13 protein-coding genes and 5 pseudogenes are annotated in these 19,106 nt (G+C 58.4%); 5 read left to right on the forward strand and 13 right to left on the reverse strand.

Annotated elements, in window-relative coordinates:
* Positions 1-45 precede the first annotated feature (45 nt).
* A complete protein-coding gene (locus LJ656_RS29985; RefSeq protein ID WP_230513105.1) occupies positions 46-2,538 on the forward strand; it encodes a glycoside hydrolase family 2 protein in 2,493 nt (830 codons plus the stop codon).
* A 35-nt stretch (positions 2,539-2,573) separates the two neighbouring features.
* On the opposite strand, the gene LJ656_RS29990 is transcribed toward LJ656_RS29985, so the two are convergent.
* From LJ656_RS29990 to LJ656_RS30040, 11 genes and pseudogenes are all read right to left on the reverse strand, one after another.
* Positions 2,574-3,914 carry a sigma-54 dependent transcriptional regulator gene (locus LJ656_RS29990; protein WP_486651457.1) on the reverse strand — a complete coding sequence of 447 codons (1,341 nt, stop codon included), beginning with the start codon at positions 3,912-3,914 and terminating at the stop codon, positions 2,574-2,576.
* 874 nt (positions 3,915-4,788) lie between these two features.
* Positions 4,789-6,336, reverse strand: a complete 1,548-nt coding sequence (gene tnpC / locus LJ656_RS29995) for an IS66 family transposase (RefSeq protein WP_230513106.1) — start codon at positions 6,334-6,336, stop codon at positions 4,789-4,791.
* A 51-nt stretch (positions 6,337-6,387) separates the two neighbouring features.
* Positions 6,388-6,735 carry an IS66 family insertion sequence element accessory protein TnpB gene (tnpB, locus tag LJ656_RS30000; RefSeq protein WP_230513172.1) on the reverse strand — a complete coding sequence of 116 codons (348 nt, stop codon included), beginning with the start codon at positions 6,733-6,735 and terminating at the stop codon, positions 6,388-6,390.
* Complete coding sequence (gene tnpA / locus LJ656_RS30005) at positions 6,732-7,139, reverse strand: IS66-like element accessory protein TnpA (protein ID WP_124522380.1); 408 nt, start codon at positions 7,137-7,139, stop codon at positions 6,732-6,734. Before tnpA ends, tnpB begins: the two co-directional genes overlap by 4 nt.
* Before the next feature lie 263 nt (positions 7,140-7,402).
* A complete protein-coding gene (locus LJ656_RS30010; RefSeq protein WP_230513107.1) occupies positions 7,403-8,770 on the reverse strand; it encodes a right-handed parallel beta-helix repeat-containing protein in 1,368 nt (455 codons plus the stop codon).
* Between the two features lie 118 nt (positions 8,771-8,888).
* Positions 8,889-9,529: pseudogene (locus tag LJ656_RS30015) on the reverse strand (IS6 family transposase); the annotation flags it as partial.
* Between the two features lie 120 nt (positions 9,530-9,649).
* On the reverse strand, positions 9,650-10,534 hold the full coding sequence (locus LJ656_RS30020) for an alpha/beta hydrolase (protein ID WP_230513108.1): 885 nt from the start codon (positions 10,532-10,534) through the stop codon (positions 9,650-9,652).
* 494 nt (positions 10,535-11,028) lie between these two features.
* Positions 11,029-11,800: pseudogene (istB, locus tag LJ656_RS30025) on the reverse strand (IS21-like element helper ATPase IstB); the annotation flags it as partial.
* Positions 11,801-11,806: 6 nt separating this feature from the next.
* Positions 11,807-12,046 carry a hypothetical protein gene (locus LJ656_RS30030; protein ID WP_230513109.1) on the reverse strand — a complete coding sequence of 80 codons (240 nt, stop codon included), beginning with the start codon at positions 12,044-12,046 and terminating at the stop codon, positions 11,807-11,809.
* Between the two features lie 75 nt (positions 12,047-12,121).
* A complete protein-coding gene (locus LJ656_RS35155) occupies positions 12,122-12,379 on the reverse strand; it encodes a Mu transposase domain-containing protein (RefSeq protein ID WP_425606039.1) in 258 nt (85 codons plus the stop codon).
* A gap of 373 nt (positions 12,380-12,752) precedes the next feature.
* Positions 12,753-13,416, reverse strand: a pseudogene (locus tag LJ656_RS30040) (IS6 family transposase); the annotation flags it as partial.
* Positions 13,417-13,924: 508 nt separating this feature from the next.
* Here LJ656_RS30040 and LJ656_RS30045 point away from each other — a divergent pair.
* Positions 13,925-14,254 carry a TM2 domain-containing protein gene (locus LJ656_RS30045; RefSeq protein WP_230513111.1) on the forward strand — a complete coding sequence of 110 codons (330 nt, stop codon included), beginning with the start codon at positions 13,925-13,927 and terminating at the stop codon, positions 14,252-14,254.
* Between the two features lie 554 nt (positions 14,255-14,808).
* Here the strand turns inward: LJ656_RS30045 and LJ656_RS30050 are convergent.
* Positions 14,809-15,097, reverse strand: a pseudogene (locus tag LJ656_RS30050) (DDE-type integrase/transposase/recombinase); the annotation flags it as partial.
* A 556-nt stretch (positions 15,098-15,653) separates the two neighbouring features.
* Here LJ656_RS30050 and LJ656_RS30055 point away from each other — a divergent pair.
* The 3 genes and pseudogenes from LJ656_RS30055 (at position 15,654) to LJ656_RS30065 (ending at position 18,496) form a co-directional block, all read left to right on the forward strand.
* Positions 15,654-16,388: pseudogene (locus LJ656_RS30055) on the forward strand (IS6 family transposase).
* A 113-nt stretch (positions 16,389-16,501) separates the two neighbouring features.
* Positions 16,502-17,401, forward strand: a complete 900-nt coding sequence (locus tag LJ656_RS30060) for a LysR family transcriptional regulator (protein ID WP_230513112.1) — start codon at positions 16,502-16,504, stop codon at positions 17,399-17,401.
* Positions 17,402-17,839: 438 nt separating this feature from the next.
* Entirely contained in the window at positions 17,840-18,496 is a 657-nt protein-coding gene (locus tag LJ656_RS30065; RefSeq protein WP_230513113.1) for an FAD-dependent monooxygenase, read from the forward strand.
* A gap of 157 nt (positions 18,497-18,653) precedes the next feature.
* On the opposite strand, the gene LJ656_RS30070 is transcribed toward LJ656_RS30065, so the two are convergent.
* Entirely contained in the window at positions 18,654-19,106 is a 453-nt protein-coding gene (locus LJ656_RS30070) for an alpha/beta fold hydrolase (RefSeq protein WP_230513114.1), read from the reverse strand.

The raw sequence follows: 19,106 nt of genomic DNA on the forward strand, positions 1-19,106 counted from the left end.
GCCGCCGTCGAAACGCCGCCCTTGTCGCAATTCCAGAGCTGGCAAATGTGTACCACGCCTGCTGGCGCCGTCGCTCAGCCGGAAGCCTTGGCAGCAGTGAATTCAGCGGCGTGGCTCGAAGCACCGGTGCCCGGTACGGTAGCGCAAGCCCTCGCAATGCACGGCGCGTTCGATCCGCTCGATCCCTCGCCTCTGGGTCAGCAAGACTACTGGTACCGGTTACGTCTGTCCGGCACAGGTCGTCGCCTGATCCGTTTTCACGGTCTTGCAACCATCGCCGAGGTCTGGTGGAACGACGCGCTGCGACTCAAATCGAACAGCATGTTCGTCTGTCATGAAATTGACATCGACATTGGCACTGACACGAACACCCTTTACATCTGCTTTCGTTCGCTCGAACGCCATCTGAGTACGTCCGCGCCGTCAAAACGGGCGCGCTGGCGTACACGTCTGGTGGATACGCCCTCATTGCGCCAAGTTCGCACTACCTTGCTCGGACATATGCCCGGCTGGTTCCCTTCGATAGAACCGATCGGCCCGTGGCGCGCTATCGAAATCGTCGATCCGGGAGGCCCGGTTCGTGTCTGGCAACATTTCGTGCGCGCATCGATGAGCGGCCGTGACGGCTTGCTCGAAGTCGAGATCAAACTGGCAGCGCCTGTCGAGGAACGACACGACGCATGGCTGCGTTGCGGAGAGCACGCGGCGCCGCTTACGGAACTCGCCCCTGGCACCTTCAGCGCGCGTCTCACCTTGCCCGAGGTCAGACTATGGTGGCCCCACACTCATGGCGAACCGTCGCTATACGAGGTCACGGCCGATATTGCCGGAGTCAGGCTGTCACTAGGCCGAACCGGCTTTCGGACAATAACGCTTGAGCGCGGGCGTGACGGGCGCGGCTTTGCGTTATCAGTCAACGGCACGCCGCTCTTTGTACGCGGTGCCTGCTGGAGTAGCGCGGATCCATTGTGTCTGCACGCCGACACGTCCGCTTATCAGCACTATCTGCGCCTGGCAAAGTCCGCCGGCTTCAATATGATTCGGGTCGGCGGAACGATGACTTACGAAGCGGACGCGTTTTACACCCTCTGCGATGAGTTGGGACTGTTGGTATGGCAGGATTTCATGTTCGCTAATTTCGACTATCCGTTGCTTGATACGGGTTTTGCAGAACTAGTCGAGCGCGAAGCGATCCAGTTCACGACGCGTACCGCCGGCAATCCCTCGCTCGCCGTTCTCTGCGGCGGTAGCGAGATTGCACAGCAAGCCGCGATGGTCGGACTGCCGCAACCGCAGTACAGCGTCGAACTCACAGAGAATACGCTTGCCGATATTACTGCAACATACCGCCCCGATGCTGTCTATGTCGGCGACTCTCCGCATGGAGGCGTCCTGCCTTTTTACCCGAACGAAGGCGCATCGCACTACTACGGCGTAGGTGCCTACCGCCGGTCGCTCAATGACGCCCGCCGAGCGGCGGTGCGCTTTGCGAGTGAATGTCTGGCCTTTGCCAACATACCATGCGATGCAACACTCGAAGCGATCGGTTCGCCCGCGCCGCACGAACCGCGCTGGAAGCGGGCCGTGCCGCGTGACCCTGGAGCCTCGTGGGATTTCGACGATGTTCGCGATCACTATCTGCATGACCTCTATCGAGTCGATGCGGGCCGCCTTCGTAGCGAAGATCCGGCCCGATACTTGGAACTCTCTCGTGCCGTCATTGCAGATGTGATTTCCGAGACATTCGCGGAGTGGCGGCGAGTGGGCTCTGTTTGCTCGGGTGCGCTCGTTTGGCAAATGCAGGACGTTGTGCCAGGCGCAGGCTGGGGTATCGTTGACGCGTACCGCCGCCCGAAGTCCTGCTGGTACGCGATGAAGCAGTCGTTGCAGTCTCGACAGATTCTGCTGACGGACGAAGGCCTCAACGGTCTCGACATCCATGTATTCAATGATGGTCAGCAGACGCTCGAGGCCAACGTTGAAATCGTGGCAATGCGCGACGGTAGTATGCCGCTCGCTCGCGCTCGCCACGAAGTGCGGATCGACGCACACAGCTCAGCCGTCTTCAACGCAGCCGAACTGCTGGGGCAATTTTTCGACTTCACCTACGCGTACCGGTTCGGTCCTCGAGAGCACGATACCGTGATTGCCTCGATGTATTCCGTTAACGGTGGGCTCCTGTCACAGGCATTCTATTTTCTCGACCGGACACAGGCCGCCATATTCGAGCGGGGCGATATCGGCCTCGAAGCCGACGTGGAATTGATCGATGGACAATGGTGGGTCACTCTCCAGACACGCAGAGTTGCGCGCTATGTACAGATCTCCGCGCCTGGCTTTCTGCCATCGGACAACTGGTTCCATCTCGCGCCGGGAGCTGTTGTTCGAGTGGAGCTTGTAATTGACAGCGCTCCACACTCGTATCCCTTTGCGCGTTCCGACGTGAGAACATTCGATGCAAATGCAAATACCAAGCCCTCCACGATCGAGGTCCGGGCAGTCAACTCGAGCAAAACCGCTCGCGTACGATGTAAGTAGCCTGACTCACCCAACCGCGACGCACGCGGGTTGGACTAACCATTGTCCGGAGTTTGGGCAGTCGCATTTCGCGGCCGAGGAATTCCATAGGCATCCATCCATCGATAGACGGTCGCGCGAGATACGCCCAATTCGCGTGCAACGCCGGCAAGGCGGCCTCGATTCCGGGCCAATGCCAGTTCAATCGTCTCCCGTTCGATCGCTTGCCTCGCAGCGGCAATCGACAATGGCGCAGCCTCCGGGTTACGCTGCAACTCCAGATCCTCAGCGGTCACCAGTCGGCCTTTCGCCATCACCAGCGCTCGGCGGACTCGATTGATCAGCTCTCGAACATTGCCTGGCCAGTCGTGCTTGTACATGGCGTCAATCGCGTCAGCTGCAAATCCCCGCACACGATGTGGTGCGTCTGACCTGAAGCGCTCGAACATGTGCAACGCGAGCAGTTCGATATCCTTGCCCCGCGATCGTAATGGAGGCTGATCGACCCGCAATACGCAGAGTCGGTGAAACAGGTCCGCGCGAAAGCGCCCTTCGGGTATCGCGCCGAGCAGATCGACGTGGGTAGCGGACACTATGCGGCAGTCCACAGCCACCGGATCATTCCCGCCGAGCCGACGAATCGTGCGTTCCTGCAAAAACCGCAACAGGCTCGCCTGGCTATCCAATGGCAGATCGCCTATCTCGTCTAGAAACAGCGTGCCGCCGTCGGCCGCTTCAATGTGCCCGATCTTCCGTGTATTGGCGCCGGTAAACGCGCCACGTTCATAGCCGAACAATTCCGACTGCAGCAAATTATGAGGAATGGCGGCGCAATTGATCGCAACGAAAGCACCCGCGCGCCGCGGAGAACTCTCGTGAATGGCAACGGCCGTCAGTTCCTTGCCTGTGCCCGTCTCTCCCGAAACTAGAACCGGAGCGTCCGTACGCGCCACTCGGCGTATTGCCTCAAAGAGTTCCAACATCGCGTCGCATGTGCCAATCATGCTTTTTTCGACCGCGGGAACTTTCTCAAAACGCTGACCCGACAGACTCGCCATTCCGTAAGCGTGCCCTACCGAATCCGCAATTCGTTCGTCCGCCGAAGGCAACGTGATGTAATCGAAACAGTAGTCCCTAAGTAGCGATCGCACTGCCGGCATCTGAGCCTGATTCGAGTCGACGAGCGCAACCCACGCCACATCACGCAATTTTGCGCATGCAGCGGATATCTCGTTGAGCGCCTCTGTTGGGACGGTGCTCAGATCGATTACTCCTCCTCTGACCTCGCCGCTTGCGGCGTAGATATTCCCCACATCCGCGACGACCTGCACGTGCCAGTCTCGCCGTTTCAGCTGTTCGCACAGACCACGCTGCGGTATTTGCGTCAGGTAGATCAGCGGGCGCTGTTGAGCGGATCTCAACACAAGCTCCCCGTTGTCCAGTAAATCATCAGTTTCGTCATCATTGACTCCGTATTTCACTTTTCAGCCATCTCAAAAAAAGCTCCAAGTCTTCCAGAAGGATGTTTACCCTGTAGAGGGTATTCAGGAAGGCCTACATACCTAGGTTGGTACCGTTGTAAGCAAGGAGCCAGCAGTGCCGCGCTATAGCCGGGAACCTGAACATCTTGTTTGGCTTCTCCAGGCGTACGCATACCCGCATTCTTGCTGCTGAATACATTCTTTGTGGGGAGCGGCAGCAGAATCAGCGAGGGTCAACTACTCCCCCAGCCAGAACATCGCATTTCCTTGGAATGTGCCTCGACTATCGTGGCCCACATACGGATCATTGCTCTGCGGCGCACAGACCGAAGGCGAAAGCGTTCGGTCACCTCGTCGCCATGTCGGATCCCATGTTGCGAGAGACTGCTGCATAGTTGCGATCTCGAGAATGTGGCCATACAGTTCTCAACCTTGCGATCGCACGGATCGATCACCCTCGCGGACGCACAAGCTATATCCTATCAACAGGGAATTGCCGTCGCGCCTTTCCTTGACGTCCAAATAGCATCGGCCGCCATGTCCGATGCGTGTAGCCGCAATCAGGATCATGTCGACCGGCGATGGTGCATGTACTCAGAAAAATCCGCGCGAGATGGCGCTCGAATACGACTCACCCGGTAGTGCGACGAAACAATGGTAGCTGCTTGTCGTTGCACCGAACGTTAAAAATTGCAAGGTAATGCGTTTAAAATGTTAGGTAGCATCGACAACATCGTAAGCGTGCGATTCGTACCGTGGCGGCGGGAGTTGACGGCCGGAGATGTTCGGTTCAGTGAACCGGCGTGGTGCGAGCGGTGGCCGGCAGCAGCGGCACGATATTCCAGGGCAGCAGTTCATCGACGCGGTTAATCGGGTGATCGGCGATGCGTTCGATGACGTGATGCAGGTAGGCTTCGGGATCGATCCCGTTCAGACGCGCAGAACCGATGAGGCTGTACATCGCGGCCGCGCGATCGCCGCCGGAATCGGCGCCGGCGAACAGATAGTTCCGGCGGCCGATGGCCACCCCGTGCAGCGCGCGTTCGGCCGGCAGGTTATCGATCTCCACTCGACCGTCGCTGCAGTAGTAGACGAGCGCGGCCCAGCGGTTCAGGGCGTATTGGATCGCTTTGCTGGTATCGGATTTCCCCGACAGTGTCAGGAGCGTCGCTTCGAACCACTGCTTCAGGCTGTCGAGCAGCGGAACCGCATGGGTTTGTCGGATTCGTCGACGCTCGTCAGGTGGTTTGCCGCGGATCTGCGCCTCGATCTGGTATAGCGCGCCGATGCGCTCGAGCGCTTCAGTCGTAATCGGTGACTTCCTCACGACATGCAGGTCGTGCAGCTTACGTCGGGCGTGCGCCATACAGGCCGCCTCCTGGATCCGCCCACTCTTGTAGAGCTCGGCGTAGCCGGCGAAGGCATCCGCCTGCAACACGCCCTGGAAGTCCGCCAGGTGGCGCTGCGGATGTTCACCGCGGCGATCCGGCGTATAGGCAAACCAGACCGCAGGCGACTCGGTCGAGCCCGCCGGCCGATCGTCACGCACGTAGACCCAGAGACGCCCAGTCTTGGTCTGACCGTTACCCGGCGCGAGCACGGGCAGTGGCGTGTCGTCGCCATGAACCTTGACGCCGCTGAGCACGTATCGGCGTAGCGCGTCGACCAGCGGGCTGAGCAACGCGCTGATCGAACCCATCCAGTAGGCCATCGTGCCGTGATCGAGCTCGACGCCTCCGCGGGCGTAGATCATGGACTGACGGTACAGCGGCACGTGGTCGGCGAACTTCGAGATCGCGATGTGGGCCAGCAAGGCCGGGCCCGGCAGGCCGCGATCGATCGGCCGACTCGGTGCCGCCGCTTGCACGATGCAATCGCAGCACGCGCAGGCCAGCTTCGGACGACGATGGCGGATCACCCGGAAGTGGCTGCGCACGAATTCAAGCTGCTCGGACACGTCTTCGCCGAGCGCCTTCAGGGCGCCGCCGCAATCGGGACAGGCCTCGTGCTCCGGTCGATACTCGCGCTCTTCGCGTTCCAGATGTTCGGGCAGCGGTTTGCGTCCCGTCGCTTCGGCACGTTTGCGGGCGGGCTTCGACTGAGCCACCCCGGCAGCGCCTTCGTCAGCCTGCAGATCCTCAAGCCGAAGCTCGAGCTGTTCGATCTCCCGTTCGACCTTCTCCGACTTGCGACCGAACTGCATCCGTCGCAGCTTGGCGATCGTCAGCTTTAGATGCTCGATCTCGATCGCGCGCGACGAGAGCTGCTCGCGCAGATTGGCGACCATCGCCTTGAGCGCGTCAATATCGTCGGGGAGGTCGGTGGGAGGGGCAGACATGCGGTGAGTTTACACGGCGCGACCCTCGAGCCCCCCACGCGTAATGAACGTTTACAACGCGCTGCGCGGGCGCGCGGCGTCGATCGGCTGCCGCCAATCGAATCCCTCGAGCAGGAGCGAGAGTTGGGCGGTCGTCAGCGCGACCACGCCGGCATCGGCACGCGGCCAGGCGAAACGTCCCTTCTCGAGCCGCTTCGCCAGCAGACATAGCCCGCCGTCGCTCCAGTACAAACACTTCAGCAAGTCACCACGCTTGCCGCGGAACACGAACACATGACCGGAGAACGGATCCTTCTCCAGCACGGTCTGCACCTTCGCCGCGAGCGAGTTGAAGCCGCAGCACATGTCCGTCGTGCCGGCCGCGATCCAGATTCGAGCGTTCTGAGGTAGGCCGATCACTTCAAGCAATCCCGAAGAAATTGCTCGGCGCGGTCCACCGACAATCCACGGATGCGCACGCGTCGTTTACCCACTTCGATTTCGATGTCGCAGTTCGTCGGCGCCATCTCCCTCATTTCCTCCGCCATTGCGTGCGACGTGGCGTGTTGCGTGGAGAGCATCGGCGCGTCCACCACGGTGACAGGTAGCAGTTCCGCACAGGACATCGGTTCGTCAGCTCTAGCCTGGCGAGCCTCGAGACTTCGCCGGCGCCACTGCGCAACCATATTGGCGTTCAGCCCATGAGATCGAGCAACTTCAGCGATTGAGCGATTCGGGTCGTTCGCCTCGGCCGCCACGCTCTCTCGAAACTCCTGCGTGTAATTCCTTGATCCGGGTTGCCGGCCTTTGGCCTTCGGTTCCATTAGTCTGATTCCCATCAAATTGTGATGGGAATCAGATTGTCGTAACCATTCCTCGCGGGAAAGACGGTACTGATCGCGCGCTTACACAACATCAGCATAGCTACAGTAATGAATAGTGGATGACCCGGGTTGATTCCTCTTTGCGCTCGATCGACGGAGATGCCGCGCCCGTTGCTCAAAGCGGTCTTCCATTCAGTGCCAATGTGGCACGTTAGCTGCGAATCCGAGCCAGCGTAACACGCCACATGGGTTCTCAAACATCGTCAATTCACTGTCTGCCTAAGGTAGTTTCTGATCTGCGGCAGAAAAGTCGTATTCGCACCCGTGACGTTAGGCGCGCCGGTTGCCGAGCTGCCTACCGGACCCAGCAGCGCTTTGCCGTCCAGCATGTTCGAACTGATCACGCTCTGACTCGCCGGACAGCCGCTCGATAGCAGAGAGGTCAGGGTACCTGCTATCGACGCGAATACATTGCCGGAAACGAGAAGCTGACACACGTTGCCCAACGCGCGGAAACCGGCGTAGGCCGAGCGGGAGACCTGGTTGTTCGTGACGGATACGAACGTCACCGCGCCTGCTCCAGTATCGAGCTCGATGGCAGCTTGTTGCGTCGGAAGACGACCGTTATTCGCGCTCGTCGAGTTCTGTATGTCCGAAATCAGGTTATTCGTAATGACGGCATTCGTAGCGTTGTAAGTTTGCCAGCTGTCCTCCTGGGATATCAGTACACCAGCGGCCTTCTGCACACCTTGCACGGTATTGCCGGTGATCGTCACATCCGAGCCGCCGACCACCGAGATGCCTCGCCCCCAGTAGTTACCCGACAGCGTATTACCCGCAATCAGGATATTGCTACTCAGTGCCCCGTCGCCCTGATAGCTCACGACGGAAATCATGTCGTCACCCGTACCCGAGACGGTGTTGCCCTGCACGAGCACGTTGCGCGAACCATAAGTGGTATGGATACCGTCGGCGAGCGTGTCCTGAACCCGGTTCCCCACGATCGCAATATCGTTGCCGCCAAACACGAAGATGCCCGCACTGGCCCCGCCGCGGATTGTGATATCAAGTACCTGAACGCCGGTGCCGGTTACCTCCACCTTTGTCGAACTCGGTGTCGCGAGCCGCGTTGATCCGGCTCCAATCAAAGTGAGACCTGCAAGAGTCGAGTTGCTGCCGCTCATCACAATTGTCTGATCGTTTACGGTGGTTGCGATTAGCGTTGCACCGTATCCCGAGATCACAACTTGCGGGTTTTTCACAGCAAGCGAATGAGTGACGACGTACTGTCCCGGCGCAAACACCAAACGCTGTCCCGTCTGCAATCCGTCGAATGCCCGTTGAAGCGAGTCGGCCTGGTCGCTGCCGCCAGTGGCGGGAAACACCGTCGCATCGGGGATCGTGGAGCCGCCTGTAGAAGACGGTGTGCTCGTCGGAGCTGGCGTACCTGCCGAGACCGACGCGCCTGTTGGCGCATTGGTCGATGCGCTACTGGGATTGTTCTCTGACGATGGGCCGTCCGGATTGTCAATCGTCGATGGGTGGGAGTTACCGCCACTACCACCACCGCCTCCACACGCAGCCAGGCAGATACCAACAGTCACTGAAGCAGTCCGGAATAGTTTTTTCATAATGCTCGCTTGGGCTATTGCAATTCTCATGACCTTGTCTTGCGGGTTTTTGTCGGGGTAACGGCAAGACGGCGAATGACCGGCAGTATAAGTAGGAATATTTAGGCTGCCAGTGAGGAAACTGCTCGGTACGAGTGTATCCGATGCGCCTGCCTTCCATTTGGCCCTTGGCGATCATGCGCATGAGATCGATGCCGCTCAACAGAATGCGGGCACAACGAAGATTCTTGAAGCCGGGCAGGGGCCGCGTGCGTCGCTTGTTCGACCGATGATCTTGCCCGACAACATTGCTCAGGTACTTGTTCTGGCGAATCCTGATCGGTGTTTCCCGCTCCGCGTTGAGGGCGTCCAGCGCGGACAAGTTCGCACCGCTCCTGTTGATTGTCACCGTCTCCGGTTCGCGGTCGATTGACTTTCGAAATAGCGCCGCGACGCAGCCTTGTCACGATGGCCGCGCAACAGAAAATCGACCGTGTTGCCTTCCTTGTCGACTGCGCGATACAAATACTTCCACTGGCCTCGGACCTTGATAGACGTTTCATCCATTCGCCAGCTCCGACCGACGGCTCGCTTTTTGCGGAAAAAGGCCTTCTCCAGAACCGGCAACACTTTGATGGCCCAGCGATGTACGGTTGAATGGGCGACTAAAACTCCACACTCCGCCATCATCTCCTCGAGGTTACGCAGGCTCAACGAGTAAGCCACGTACCACCGAACACCTTGCACGATCACGTCCAGTGGGTAATGCAACCGCTTCAGTCCTTGCCGGCGCCAGCGGGGAGCGTCTTCGTCTTTGCCATCATTTTTCGTCGTGCGTTGCCGTTCCACTTATTTTACGCGATCGCCTTAGCGCGACAGAAGCCTTTAAAGCAGGGCGCTTCAACTGGATGACAGATGTGGCTTGTCTGCGCTGGTGGTCAAATCGCATCTTTGATGCTCAGCGATGAAAGCGGTGACGTCGGCCAGAACCGGTGAAACTGCGTTCGGCGCTGCTGAAAATGATTTGATGATTGTATCGTGGCCGTAACCCGGGTATTTTTTGAGTTCGACGGTATCGCCATGGGCGCGCAGCGCGTCTGCGAAGCGATCACTGTTGGCTGGATCGACGTCGGTATCTGCTGTGCCGGCGGCAAGCAGTATCGGTGGCTCGTTGCCCGTGACGAGCGCAATGGGCAGCGCCTGCTGGCGTAAGGCGGCCGGAAAGATCTCGTCCATGTGAGGGTCGTGCGTGGGGATTGCGGCATACGGACCTGCGAGTCCAATCATGCCGGATAGAGAAGTGTTTGACATGCCCTGCCCGGCCAGATATTGCGGGTCGGTTGCAAGCATCGCTGCCATATGCGCACCGGATGAATGTCCCATCACGAAAATGCGGTCATGGTTGCCGCCGAACTCGTGCACATGATCGCGCGTCCAGCGCACAGCCGCCGCAGGGTCTTCCAGAAAAGCCGGGAAGACGGTTTGCGGATAGACACGGTAGTCCGGAGTGATAGTTACTATGCCGTGTGCGGCGAGCGCCTGTGCAACTGGGCGAGCGTCTGCGAGAGCACCGCCTTGCCAGGCGCCGCCGTAGAAATACACAACGACCGGGTGGGTTGTGCCAGTGCGGGACTGGGGCGTATATACGTTCAGCCGCTGGCGCGGTGACTTGCCGTAGCCAATGTGTCCCGGTTTGTGGCGTCTGTGGACCCGGTAAGCGATGATGCCGGCGGCGCACGCGGCCAGTGACAGCGAAATGAATCTTCGTCTCGGTGTTGTACTCATATTGCTATCGACCCGCGATCGTTATCAGAAGCGCAGTATTCTGCAAGTGACCAATGCGCTGAAGGGCATGACGTGCAAACTGCAATGTCTCCCCGATGAGGCAGTCGCCAACACCTCCTGCAGAACTCGCCCAGATCGTCTTTCGGGAACCACTACCGCCAGCTAGCCTTATTATTTTTCTCGGCTTGGCTGCGTGTCCAGAAGAAAATTGTCAAATAAGCTCGTGGAGAAGGTCCGCCATCGCCATGCGATGGCCTCACCCGATCACGCGAAGAAAGAAGCGGTCGCCCTGCATGGCTGCGTCCAGCTGTTTGACGTGGCACCCCGCACCCAACCTGGATAACTTCGTCCGAATGTACAGGAACAGCACAATCGGCGAACGCATCAGGCTACAGTTGTCACGGATCGGCGTAACGACAACGGGGATGATCGCCGTAATGGTGCCAGTTTGAAGTGGAGCAAAACGCGGATTCGAACGGACTCAAGGATGCGTTTTTATCCGACTTCGCAAGCCGCCTCTGGTCGGGTTCGGGCATTGGTCTGGGCGCCCAGAAACTGTCACCATCAAGCACGATGCAATAGGCGCCGTGCCGCAGGCGATCGAGTGTCGCGGCGCCGAGGATACAGTTGCCGGCAAAAGCATCGCCCCATTCGCTGAAGTCGAGGTTACTGTTCAGGATCGTCGCCGCGGTCTCGTATGTTTGCGCGACCAGGTCGTCGAAGTCTTCATCTTGCGGTAAGCGCAGCGACTTGAGCGCGAAGTCGTCGACGATCAGGACCGGTACGCCCACAAGCTGCTTCAGCTTGCGTTCATAGGTGCCGGTCGCGCGCTGCCTGCAGGCTGTTTAGCAGCCGGGTCTGTGTGGCGAACAGGACATCTCGCCCCTGCCGGGCGGCGCAATTGCCGGGTGCCTGGGCTAACTGCGACTCGCCGGTACCGGTCGGTCCGGCAATCAGAATCGCGACCTTCTCTTCGATATAGCGACCGGTAGCAAGGTCGTGGATATGCGTTCGATTCAGGTTCGGCAGCCGGTCGAAGTCGAACGTTTCGAGGGTCCTGCCCATTGCAAAGCCAGCACCGGCTTGGCGGGTGCGCGGCCTCTTCCAGTCGCGCCGGGCGACTTCGTCGTGCAGCAGCATCGCGAGGAATTCCGTGTAGGCGAGCTGGCCGTCAATGGCCTGCCGGTTGCGCTGCTCAAGCGAATTGAGCACGCCAGACAGGCGCAACTGCTTGAGGGTCTTGTTCAGTTCTGGACTGGGACTCATGGGCGTTTAGTGGATCAGCAGGGGTTGTAGATTGCGGCCGAAGCGGCCGCCATTCACGTAGGTATCGGTGAGCGTTTGCGGGGGCTCTGCGATGGGCTCGCTCTCCAGACCTTTGTCCGGAATCGTCTTGACGGTTCGCCACCTAGGGCTTGCATGCGCCAGCGCCCGTTCGCATCCGGCTTCCAGCAGGGCGTCACTCACCTTCCCGTGAAGCCAGACGATGCCCTGCGCGCCACGCAGGTTCACGAGCACCTCGTCGTTGATCAGCGCCAGACTGAGCGCATGGCAGAACTGCCCGACCTCCCTAGGCTGTGCCAGACATCATTGAGGCTCGTGTTCGAGCCACGCCTGCGCTGCCAGCGGCTGATGGTCGCGGACGGTCGAGCGAGCACCAGGCTTACTCAGCCGGGGGTGCGTAGCGACGAGCTCATGCTGATGGAACAACTGCAAGACCGTGTCGGTCGCCTTCACCCAAAGTATCTTGCCGACAAGAGCGAACGGCACTGAGTAGAGCGCCTTGTGATGCGGGGTGTGAGCGACACGATGAACGGTGCCACGCTGCGAGCGCCGGCGGCACATCGGGCAACGCCGTCAACAGCGGCTTCTCGATGGCGAAGCGCGTCAGCGGCTGTTCGCGTGTCGTGCCGTGTTCACGAGCGCTCGCTTCCTGCATGATCCATTCGCGCAGTTGCCGATTGGCATCCGGCAGATCATGGAACGCGCGCAGCGGCATGAAGGACTTCTTGACGTATTTGACGCCCGATTCAAAGACGCCCTTCTCCTGCAGGTCGTGCGGGGGACAGGCATCGGTCCTTGCACCATATCTTTCACCAAGGCCCGCATGGGAGCGCTGGACCTTCACAAGGCACTGTCAACTTTCCAAAGGTGAGGCGGCACGGCGGCAGGTGTGCCGAAGGATCAGAAGGCAGTCGACGGATCTGGGCGACTTCGGTAATGTCGTCTCATACAATGAATCGCGCAGCAGATGCCGCCTTGGCGCGAGATGTCGCCGGATCGACCCGAGGCACGACAGATATTCCTCGTGCGTTTCGGGTCACGAAAGCCTCGCATGCGCGCTCGCGTTCGCGCATCGGTTGATGGCTGCTCCCGGCCCAGTTGTTCAGTCGGGCTGCCGCTTTGACGAACACGTGCTTTACGCTCGCAAGTTCCGGGATCTTAGCTTTTGCCGCCGGGTAGCTACGCAACTGATCGGTGACGATCTTGCGCGTCACCGGGCTCGGACGCAGCACACGCTTGAAGAAGCGTTCAGCGCCAGCCTTGTCGCGCCGCTTTTGCAGCAGGATTCGAGTTCGGCACGATGCTCGTCGACCGCACGCCACAGCCGGTACGGTTCGCCACGAAGCGTGACGAACATTTCGTCGAGGTGCCACGTACTATCCGGCTTGCGTCGCACCGCTTTCACCCGATGAGCAAAGCCATTCCAAACTTGTTACACCAGCTTCGGATCGTCTCGTATGTCACGATCACACCGCGCTCGAAAAGCAGCTGCTGACGTCGCGCGGGATCAACTGAAAGCGGAAATTCCATCGAACAGCGCAGCCGATGACGCTAGCCAGGAAACGGTAACCGTGATAGATCGATTTCGATTTCTTCATCGCGCCATCTTGTCTGACGAGTCACGCAACCTGACAACTCCCCTGGTACCACTTGCAGCGTGCGACATAGGGGTGTGGCCCATTACTCGCACGTCGACGGCAGCCGCTCTCCAAACCATGGAGATGGCCATCTGGTACGCAAAGACGAAGGAGACAATACCGGGCGTTGCGATCGTCAATAGTATCCCGGATGATTGCGTCGACCGATGACGCCCCGCGCAGTGCAGTTTTCAATTCGTGCCCGTCGTAGCCGAGGCATCGTTTCATGTTATTGAAACTTGATCGGTAAAACGCTTTAGCTTCTGGTTGGACGTCGCATTCAAAACTGTAAAACATAAGCGGGATCCTAGAAATGGACTTATCTAATCAACAGATTTATCGATATGTCGAATTTTTAACAAAACTTAAAAGACATATTTTTGTGACTAGACTCATAATTGACCAAAGATCTGAGAAGAAGGTGCTCACCGTCACACTTGAGCGAAGAGTAAATTCAAAGGATGGTTAAATGGGTGACAACCAGCGACACGTGTTGACGTACGACGAGCACAAGAAAAGTGCTGGGATAGCGTATATACTGTGGCTGCTTTTTGGAGGGCTGGGCGCGCATCGATTCTATCTGGGTGACACACAACTAGGCGTCGCCCAACTGCTCCTCAGTTTCTCGGGGGTGGTGTCCGCGCTTATTGGAGAGGGGCCACTTTTACTTATCCCGATAGTCGCCTGGCTAATATTAGATGTATTTCTGATTCGCGGGTCGATTCTTGAGCACAATGCCTATCTGGCCGCTATGTGCGGAGTGGAATCAACATTGTCCCACGAGCGAAAGCCGCTGTGAATACAGCCGAGGTGATCGCCCTATTCGTGCACATGAATGCCGAAGGGCACACTGATCTGTCATTGGCTGATGCTTGCGAGGGATTGATGGGCTACCTAGCAGGGAGATGGGATCAGCTGCCAGCTCGCGACATTGCATTGCTGTTGACAATCGGAGCCGGCATGTGGTGCGAAAGGCGGCACGCCGATGATACGAACGGCACGCGTAGTCCGAAGTCTTTCCGGTAAGCGGGCGCTTTTGCACGGCACGCTGGAATATTGATCGCTGGCTCCCTTTCAGATTGTGGAAAAAGCCCAGCGAGTTCTCCGGCAGCGCAATCCGAGGTCGTCGCAGCCAGCGCCCCGCTTGCTGCGACGCCTGCGGCTCAAATCAGTGCGTCGGTCTCGTATGTGACGGTCTCGGCAGGACGGCTGGCGGCCGATTACAAAGCAGATGAACTGCAGGCAGACGCAAGATACAGAGGGTTTTTGTCGCGGTAACGGCAAGATAGCGAACGACCGGCAGTATAAGTAGGAATGTTTATGCTGCCAGTGAGTAAAACTGCACGGTACGGGCAAGGGCCGCGTGCGTCGCTTGTTCGACCGATGATCTTGCCCGACAACATTGCTCAGGTACTTGTTCTGGCGAATCCTGATCGGTGTTTTCCGCTCCGCGTTGAGCGGCGTCCAGCGCGGACAAGTTCGCACCGCTCCTGTTGATTGTCACCGTCTCCGGTTCGCCATTTTGGTCGATTGACTTTTCGAAGTAGCGCCGCGACGCAGCCTTGTCACGATGGCCGCGCAACAGAAAATCGACCGTGTTGCCTTCCTTGTCGACTGCGCGATACAAATACTTCCACTGGCCGTAGTGCCAACTTGACAAAGCACTATCTGTTACTCTGCCGTCTCACATTCGGCAAGTCGCCAGCGCCATCATGACCAGTCTGAGCCGCGGGAGTGGCACCACGACGGACGAGAGCCGATGGATTCAAACAGGAAAATCCAAAATGAATAGTAAACCAATTGTTGACTCATTAAAAATGCCGTATGCATGCTAATGGAGATAAATAAAATAAAATATTTTTCAATATTTAACACAACAACCACGCCCATACTCTTATAGTTTAATTAATATTTTTCGGTCGAACATCAAATGCTTGAAACGTAACGAGCGCTACGCACTCTTGCTAGTCCTGTCTATATCCGCTTGGCAGTGTCACATATCCTGCGTCGAGGAATTCGTGTGTCCGCACGAGTGTTTGATGCCACCCGCACGTCTTCTGTCGCGAGGCTTCGAGTGACACTTTTACCCAATGCTATTGGTGTCAATCCAGATCTTTATTCAAATCCGATGCTGAGGCCGGGCGCAAGGGCTTAGTGGGCGTTGTCAGGTTGCGTGACTGGTCGGCTAAGATGGCGCGATGAAGAAATCGAAATCGCTCTATCACCGTCACCATTTCCCGGCTAGCGTCATCAGCTGTGCCGTTCGATGGTATTTCCGCTTCCAGTTGAACCTACGTGACATCGAGGAACTGCTTTTCGAGCGCGGTGTGATCGTGACATACGAGATGATCCGATGCTGGTGTAACAAGTTTAGTAAGGGCTTTGCTCGTCGAGTGAAAGCGGTGCGACGCAAGTCGGGTAGTACGTTGCACCTCGACGAGATGTTTGTCACGCTTCGTGGCGAACCGTACCTGCTGTAGCGTGCGCTCGACGAGCATGGTGCCGAACTCGATATCCTGCTGCAAAAGCGACGCGACAAGGCCGCCGCCAAACGCTTCTTCAAGGTGTGCTGCGTTCGAGCCCGGGTGCCGCGCAAGATCGTCACCGATCAGTTGCGTAGTTACCCGGCGGCAAAAGCTGAGATCCCGGAACTTGCGAACGTAAAGCACGTGTTCGTCAAAGCGGCAGCCCGACTGAACAACCGGGCCGGGAACAGCCATCAACCGATGCGCGAACGCGAGCGTCGCATGCGAGGTTTTCGCGACCCGAAACGCACACAGAAATTTCTCACGTGCCTTGGGCCGATCCGGCAACATTTCGCGCTCAATCGGCATCTGCTGCGCGCTTCACTTTATCGAAAACAACTTGCTGCGCGATTCGTTGTGTGGGGCGAAATCACCGAAATCGCCCAAAATCTGTCGGCTGCTTTCTGATTTTCGTCACACCTGCCGTCGTGCCGCCTCACTTTCGGCAAGTTGACAGTGCCATCCGAACAAAAAACGCCATTTTCAATGCATTTCGCATACCGCGTATTCGGGGATGATTCATGCAACATTTCAATGGAATCGTGACCTTCGTTAAGGTCTGCGAGGCCGCGAATTTCACGGAAGCGGGCAAGCGGCTCGGGCTTTCCGCGTCGGCGGTCGGCAAATCGATCACCAAGCTGGAAAAGCGCCTGGGGGTTCGGCTTTTTCATCGCAATACGCGCGCCATTCATCTCACCGATGAGGGGCTGCAATATCTGGAGCATTGCCAGCGCGCGATCATGGAAATGGAGGAAGGGGCGCGGCGTCTGCTGGAAAAAAAGCAGAGTCCGCAAGGGCGTTTGAAGGTGAGCCTGCCGCTGGTGTGCCGGCCTTTCCAGTCGACGCTGATGCGCTTCATCAAGGACTATCCGGAGCTGGAGGTCGAGCTGGATTTCAGCGACCGTCTGGTCGACATCATCGAGGAAGGATTCGACGTGGTGGTGCGCACCGGCGCGCTGACCGATTCGCGGCTGGTGTCGCGTCATCTCGGTACCTGCCAGATGTGGCTGGTGGGCACGCCCGGTTATTTTGCGCAGCACGGCGTGCCGGCCACGGTCGCCGAACTGGAGCAGCACGATTGTTTGCGCTTTCGCGCGACCACGACCGGTAAGCTGTCGCCGTGGCCGCTGCCGGATGTGGCGCGTGTCGAGTTGCGCACCCGGCTGATCTGCTCGCACGTGGAGATGCTGCACCATGCGGCGGTGGACGGTCTGGGCATTGCCTGCCTGCCGGATTTTCTCGTGCGCGAATGTCTGCGGCGCGGCGAACTCAAGGCCGTGCTCGAGGAAGAAACGAAAAACTCCATTGACTTTCATCTGGTCTGGCCGGCCAGCCAGTGGCGCTCGGTCAAGCTGCGCGCATTCATCGAATTCGCGGCCAGCACTCTGCTCGGCGGCGAGCATGGGTTGACGACATCTTGAGCCTAGCGTGAAGAGATCGGATTTTATATCCGATCATTACGTGGACCGTGGCGGATCCGTTAAATTTATAAACTCACCGACATAGCGTTTCCGCGTTTCATTTTTCCGACTTTTTATTGAAATAATTCCCATTATGGCATGCTTTTTGTATTGTCGCTTTTTTGAACGAATAACTAAAGAAAAAAATTCCGTTCTATTCGGAGAGGCTGCTGGATTGTCAAGCATGGAGCGCGTCGCGCAATATACCCGATGAAAGGCGGGTATTGGCGTTTGCCTTGATGTTTACGCTTTTGCGTAGTCCATAAATCAAAGTATTCGTAATTCTTTAATAACGTTGCTTGGCAGGACATCGAAAGTGGGACAGGTGAACGATAAAAGAAAACACATCAACTGCTTGCGGAAAACCAGCACGCCTGCGAGGCGGCGCCCAAACGGGTTTTGATCGTCGGCGCCGGTCCGACCGGCCTCACGGCCGCGGCTTTTCTCGCGAAGCAAAACATCGAATTCGATTTGATCGATTCCCGCGCCGGTCCGGTCAACGAGTCGCGCGCGCTCGGCGTGCACGCCCGTACCCTCGAATTCATGTCGATGCTCGGCCTGGACGGCGAGTTCATAGCGGCGGGGCATCCCACGCGGTATATGACCTTCCATCGCGGCGCGCGCAAGCTTTTCAAGCTCGACTTCAATTCGATTGCCGGACAGACGGCTTATCCGTACATGCTGGTGTTGCCCCAGTCGAAATCGGAACGCATTCTCGTCGATCATCTGACTCGTCTTGGCCTCGCGCCGCGCTGGCACTCCGTGCTGAAAAACTTCTCGCAGGACGAGACAGGCGTGACTGCCTACATCGTCGGGGCCGACGGTCAGGTGGTTACGCGGCGCTACAGCTATCTGATCGGTTGCGATGGCGCGGGCAGCATGGTGCGCACCAGCCTTGGCATCGATTTCGAGGGCGAGACTTATCCGCTGCGTTTTCTGCTAAGCGAAGTGAAGGTTGGCGAGGATGCGATCGATCGCAGTTCCAGTCACGTGTTCATGGGCAATAAAACCACCGTCGCGGTGATTCCGCAGCCCGAGGGCGTTTACGCGTTTTGACGAGGGCTTTTGCGCGACCGACATCACGTTGGTGCGCGCCCGCGACGAGTCGTGCGCCAGCGCGAACGCGAAGAGATCCGGCTTCATCCACAGCATGCCGTTCTCGCCGTCGTAGATCGCGGCCGAACCCGGCATGGTCGGATACGACTTCAGCAGGTCACGCAGCGACTGGCCCACGTCCGGCGTGATGGCCGCGAAATACACCATGCCGCGCACCTTTGGGTCGACACCCACTTCGCTGACCGGCTCGCCGCCCCCAGGAGTAGCCGGCCAGCAGCGTCGGGCCGTTCATGTGCGACAGCACTTCACGGGTGGCGTGGACGTCGTCGGCGAGCGAGGTCAGCGGCAGTTGAACCGCGGCGACGTTGTAGCCGTCGGCTGTGAGGATGGTGATGACTTCGTTCCAGATGCTCGCGTCGACGAACGCGCCGTGCACCAGCACTACGTTGCGGACCGCCTGATCCGGCTTGACCGGTTCCGCCGCGGCGTGGGTCGAGACCAGCGCCGCGGGCAGACCGAGCGCGACCGACAGCACGGCCGCGCGGCCCAGCTTCAGCGCACGGGAGAAACGCGCGGGCGTTTTGCGATGTGACTTGAATGTGTTCGACAT

This window comes from Paraburkholderia sejongensis (assembly GCF_020880815.1).
Lineage (GTDB): Bacteria > Pseudomonadota > Gammaproteobacteria > Burkholderiales > Burkholderiaceae > Paraburkholderia > Paraburkholderia sejongensis.

Bases quoted from the DNA above. Each gene is read 5' to 3' on its own strand.
- LJ656_RS30060 (WP_230513112.1), top strand. From the start codon at position 16,502: ATGCAACATTTCAATGGAATCGTGACCTTCGTTAAGGTCTGCGAGGCC.
- LJ656_RS29985 (WP_230513105.1), top strand. From the start codon at position 46: ATGTGTACCACGCCTGCTGGCGCCGTCGCTCAGCCGGAAGCCTTGGCA.
- tnpA (WP_124522380.1), bottom strand. From the start codon at position 7,139: ATGGAACCGAAGGCCAAAGGCCGGCAACCCGGATCAAGGAATTACACG.
- LJ656_RS30070 (WP_230513114.1), bottom strand. From the start codon at position 19,106: ATGTCGAACACATTCAAGTCACATCGCAAAACGCCCGCGCGTTTCTCC.
- tnpC (WP_230513106.1), bottom strand. From the start codon at position 6,336: ATGTCTGCCCCTCCCACCGACCTCCCCGACGATATTGACGCGCTCAAG.
- LJ656_RS30020 (WP_230513108.1), bottom strand. From the start codon at position 10,534: ATGAGTACAACACCGAGACGAAGATTCATTTCGCTGTCACTGGCCGCG.
- LJ656_RS30045 (WP_230513111.1), top strand. From the start codon at position 13,925: ATGGGTGACAACCAGCGACACGTGTTGACGTACGACGAGCACAAGAAA.
- LJ656_RS30010 (WP_230513107.1), bottom strand. From the start codon at position 8,770: ATGAAAAAACTATTCCGGACTGCTTCAGTGACTGTTGGTATCTGCCTG.
- LJ656_RS35155 (WP_425606039.1), bottom strand. From the start codon at position 12,379: ATGTGCCGCCGGCGCTCGCAGCGTGGCACCGTTCATCGTGTCGCTCAC.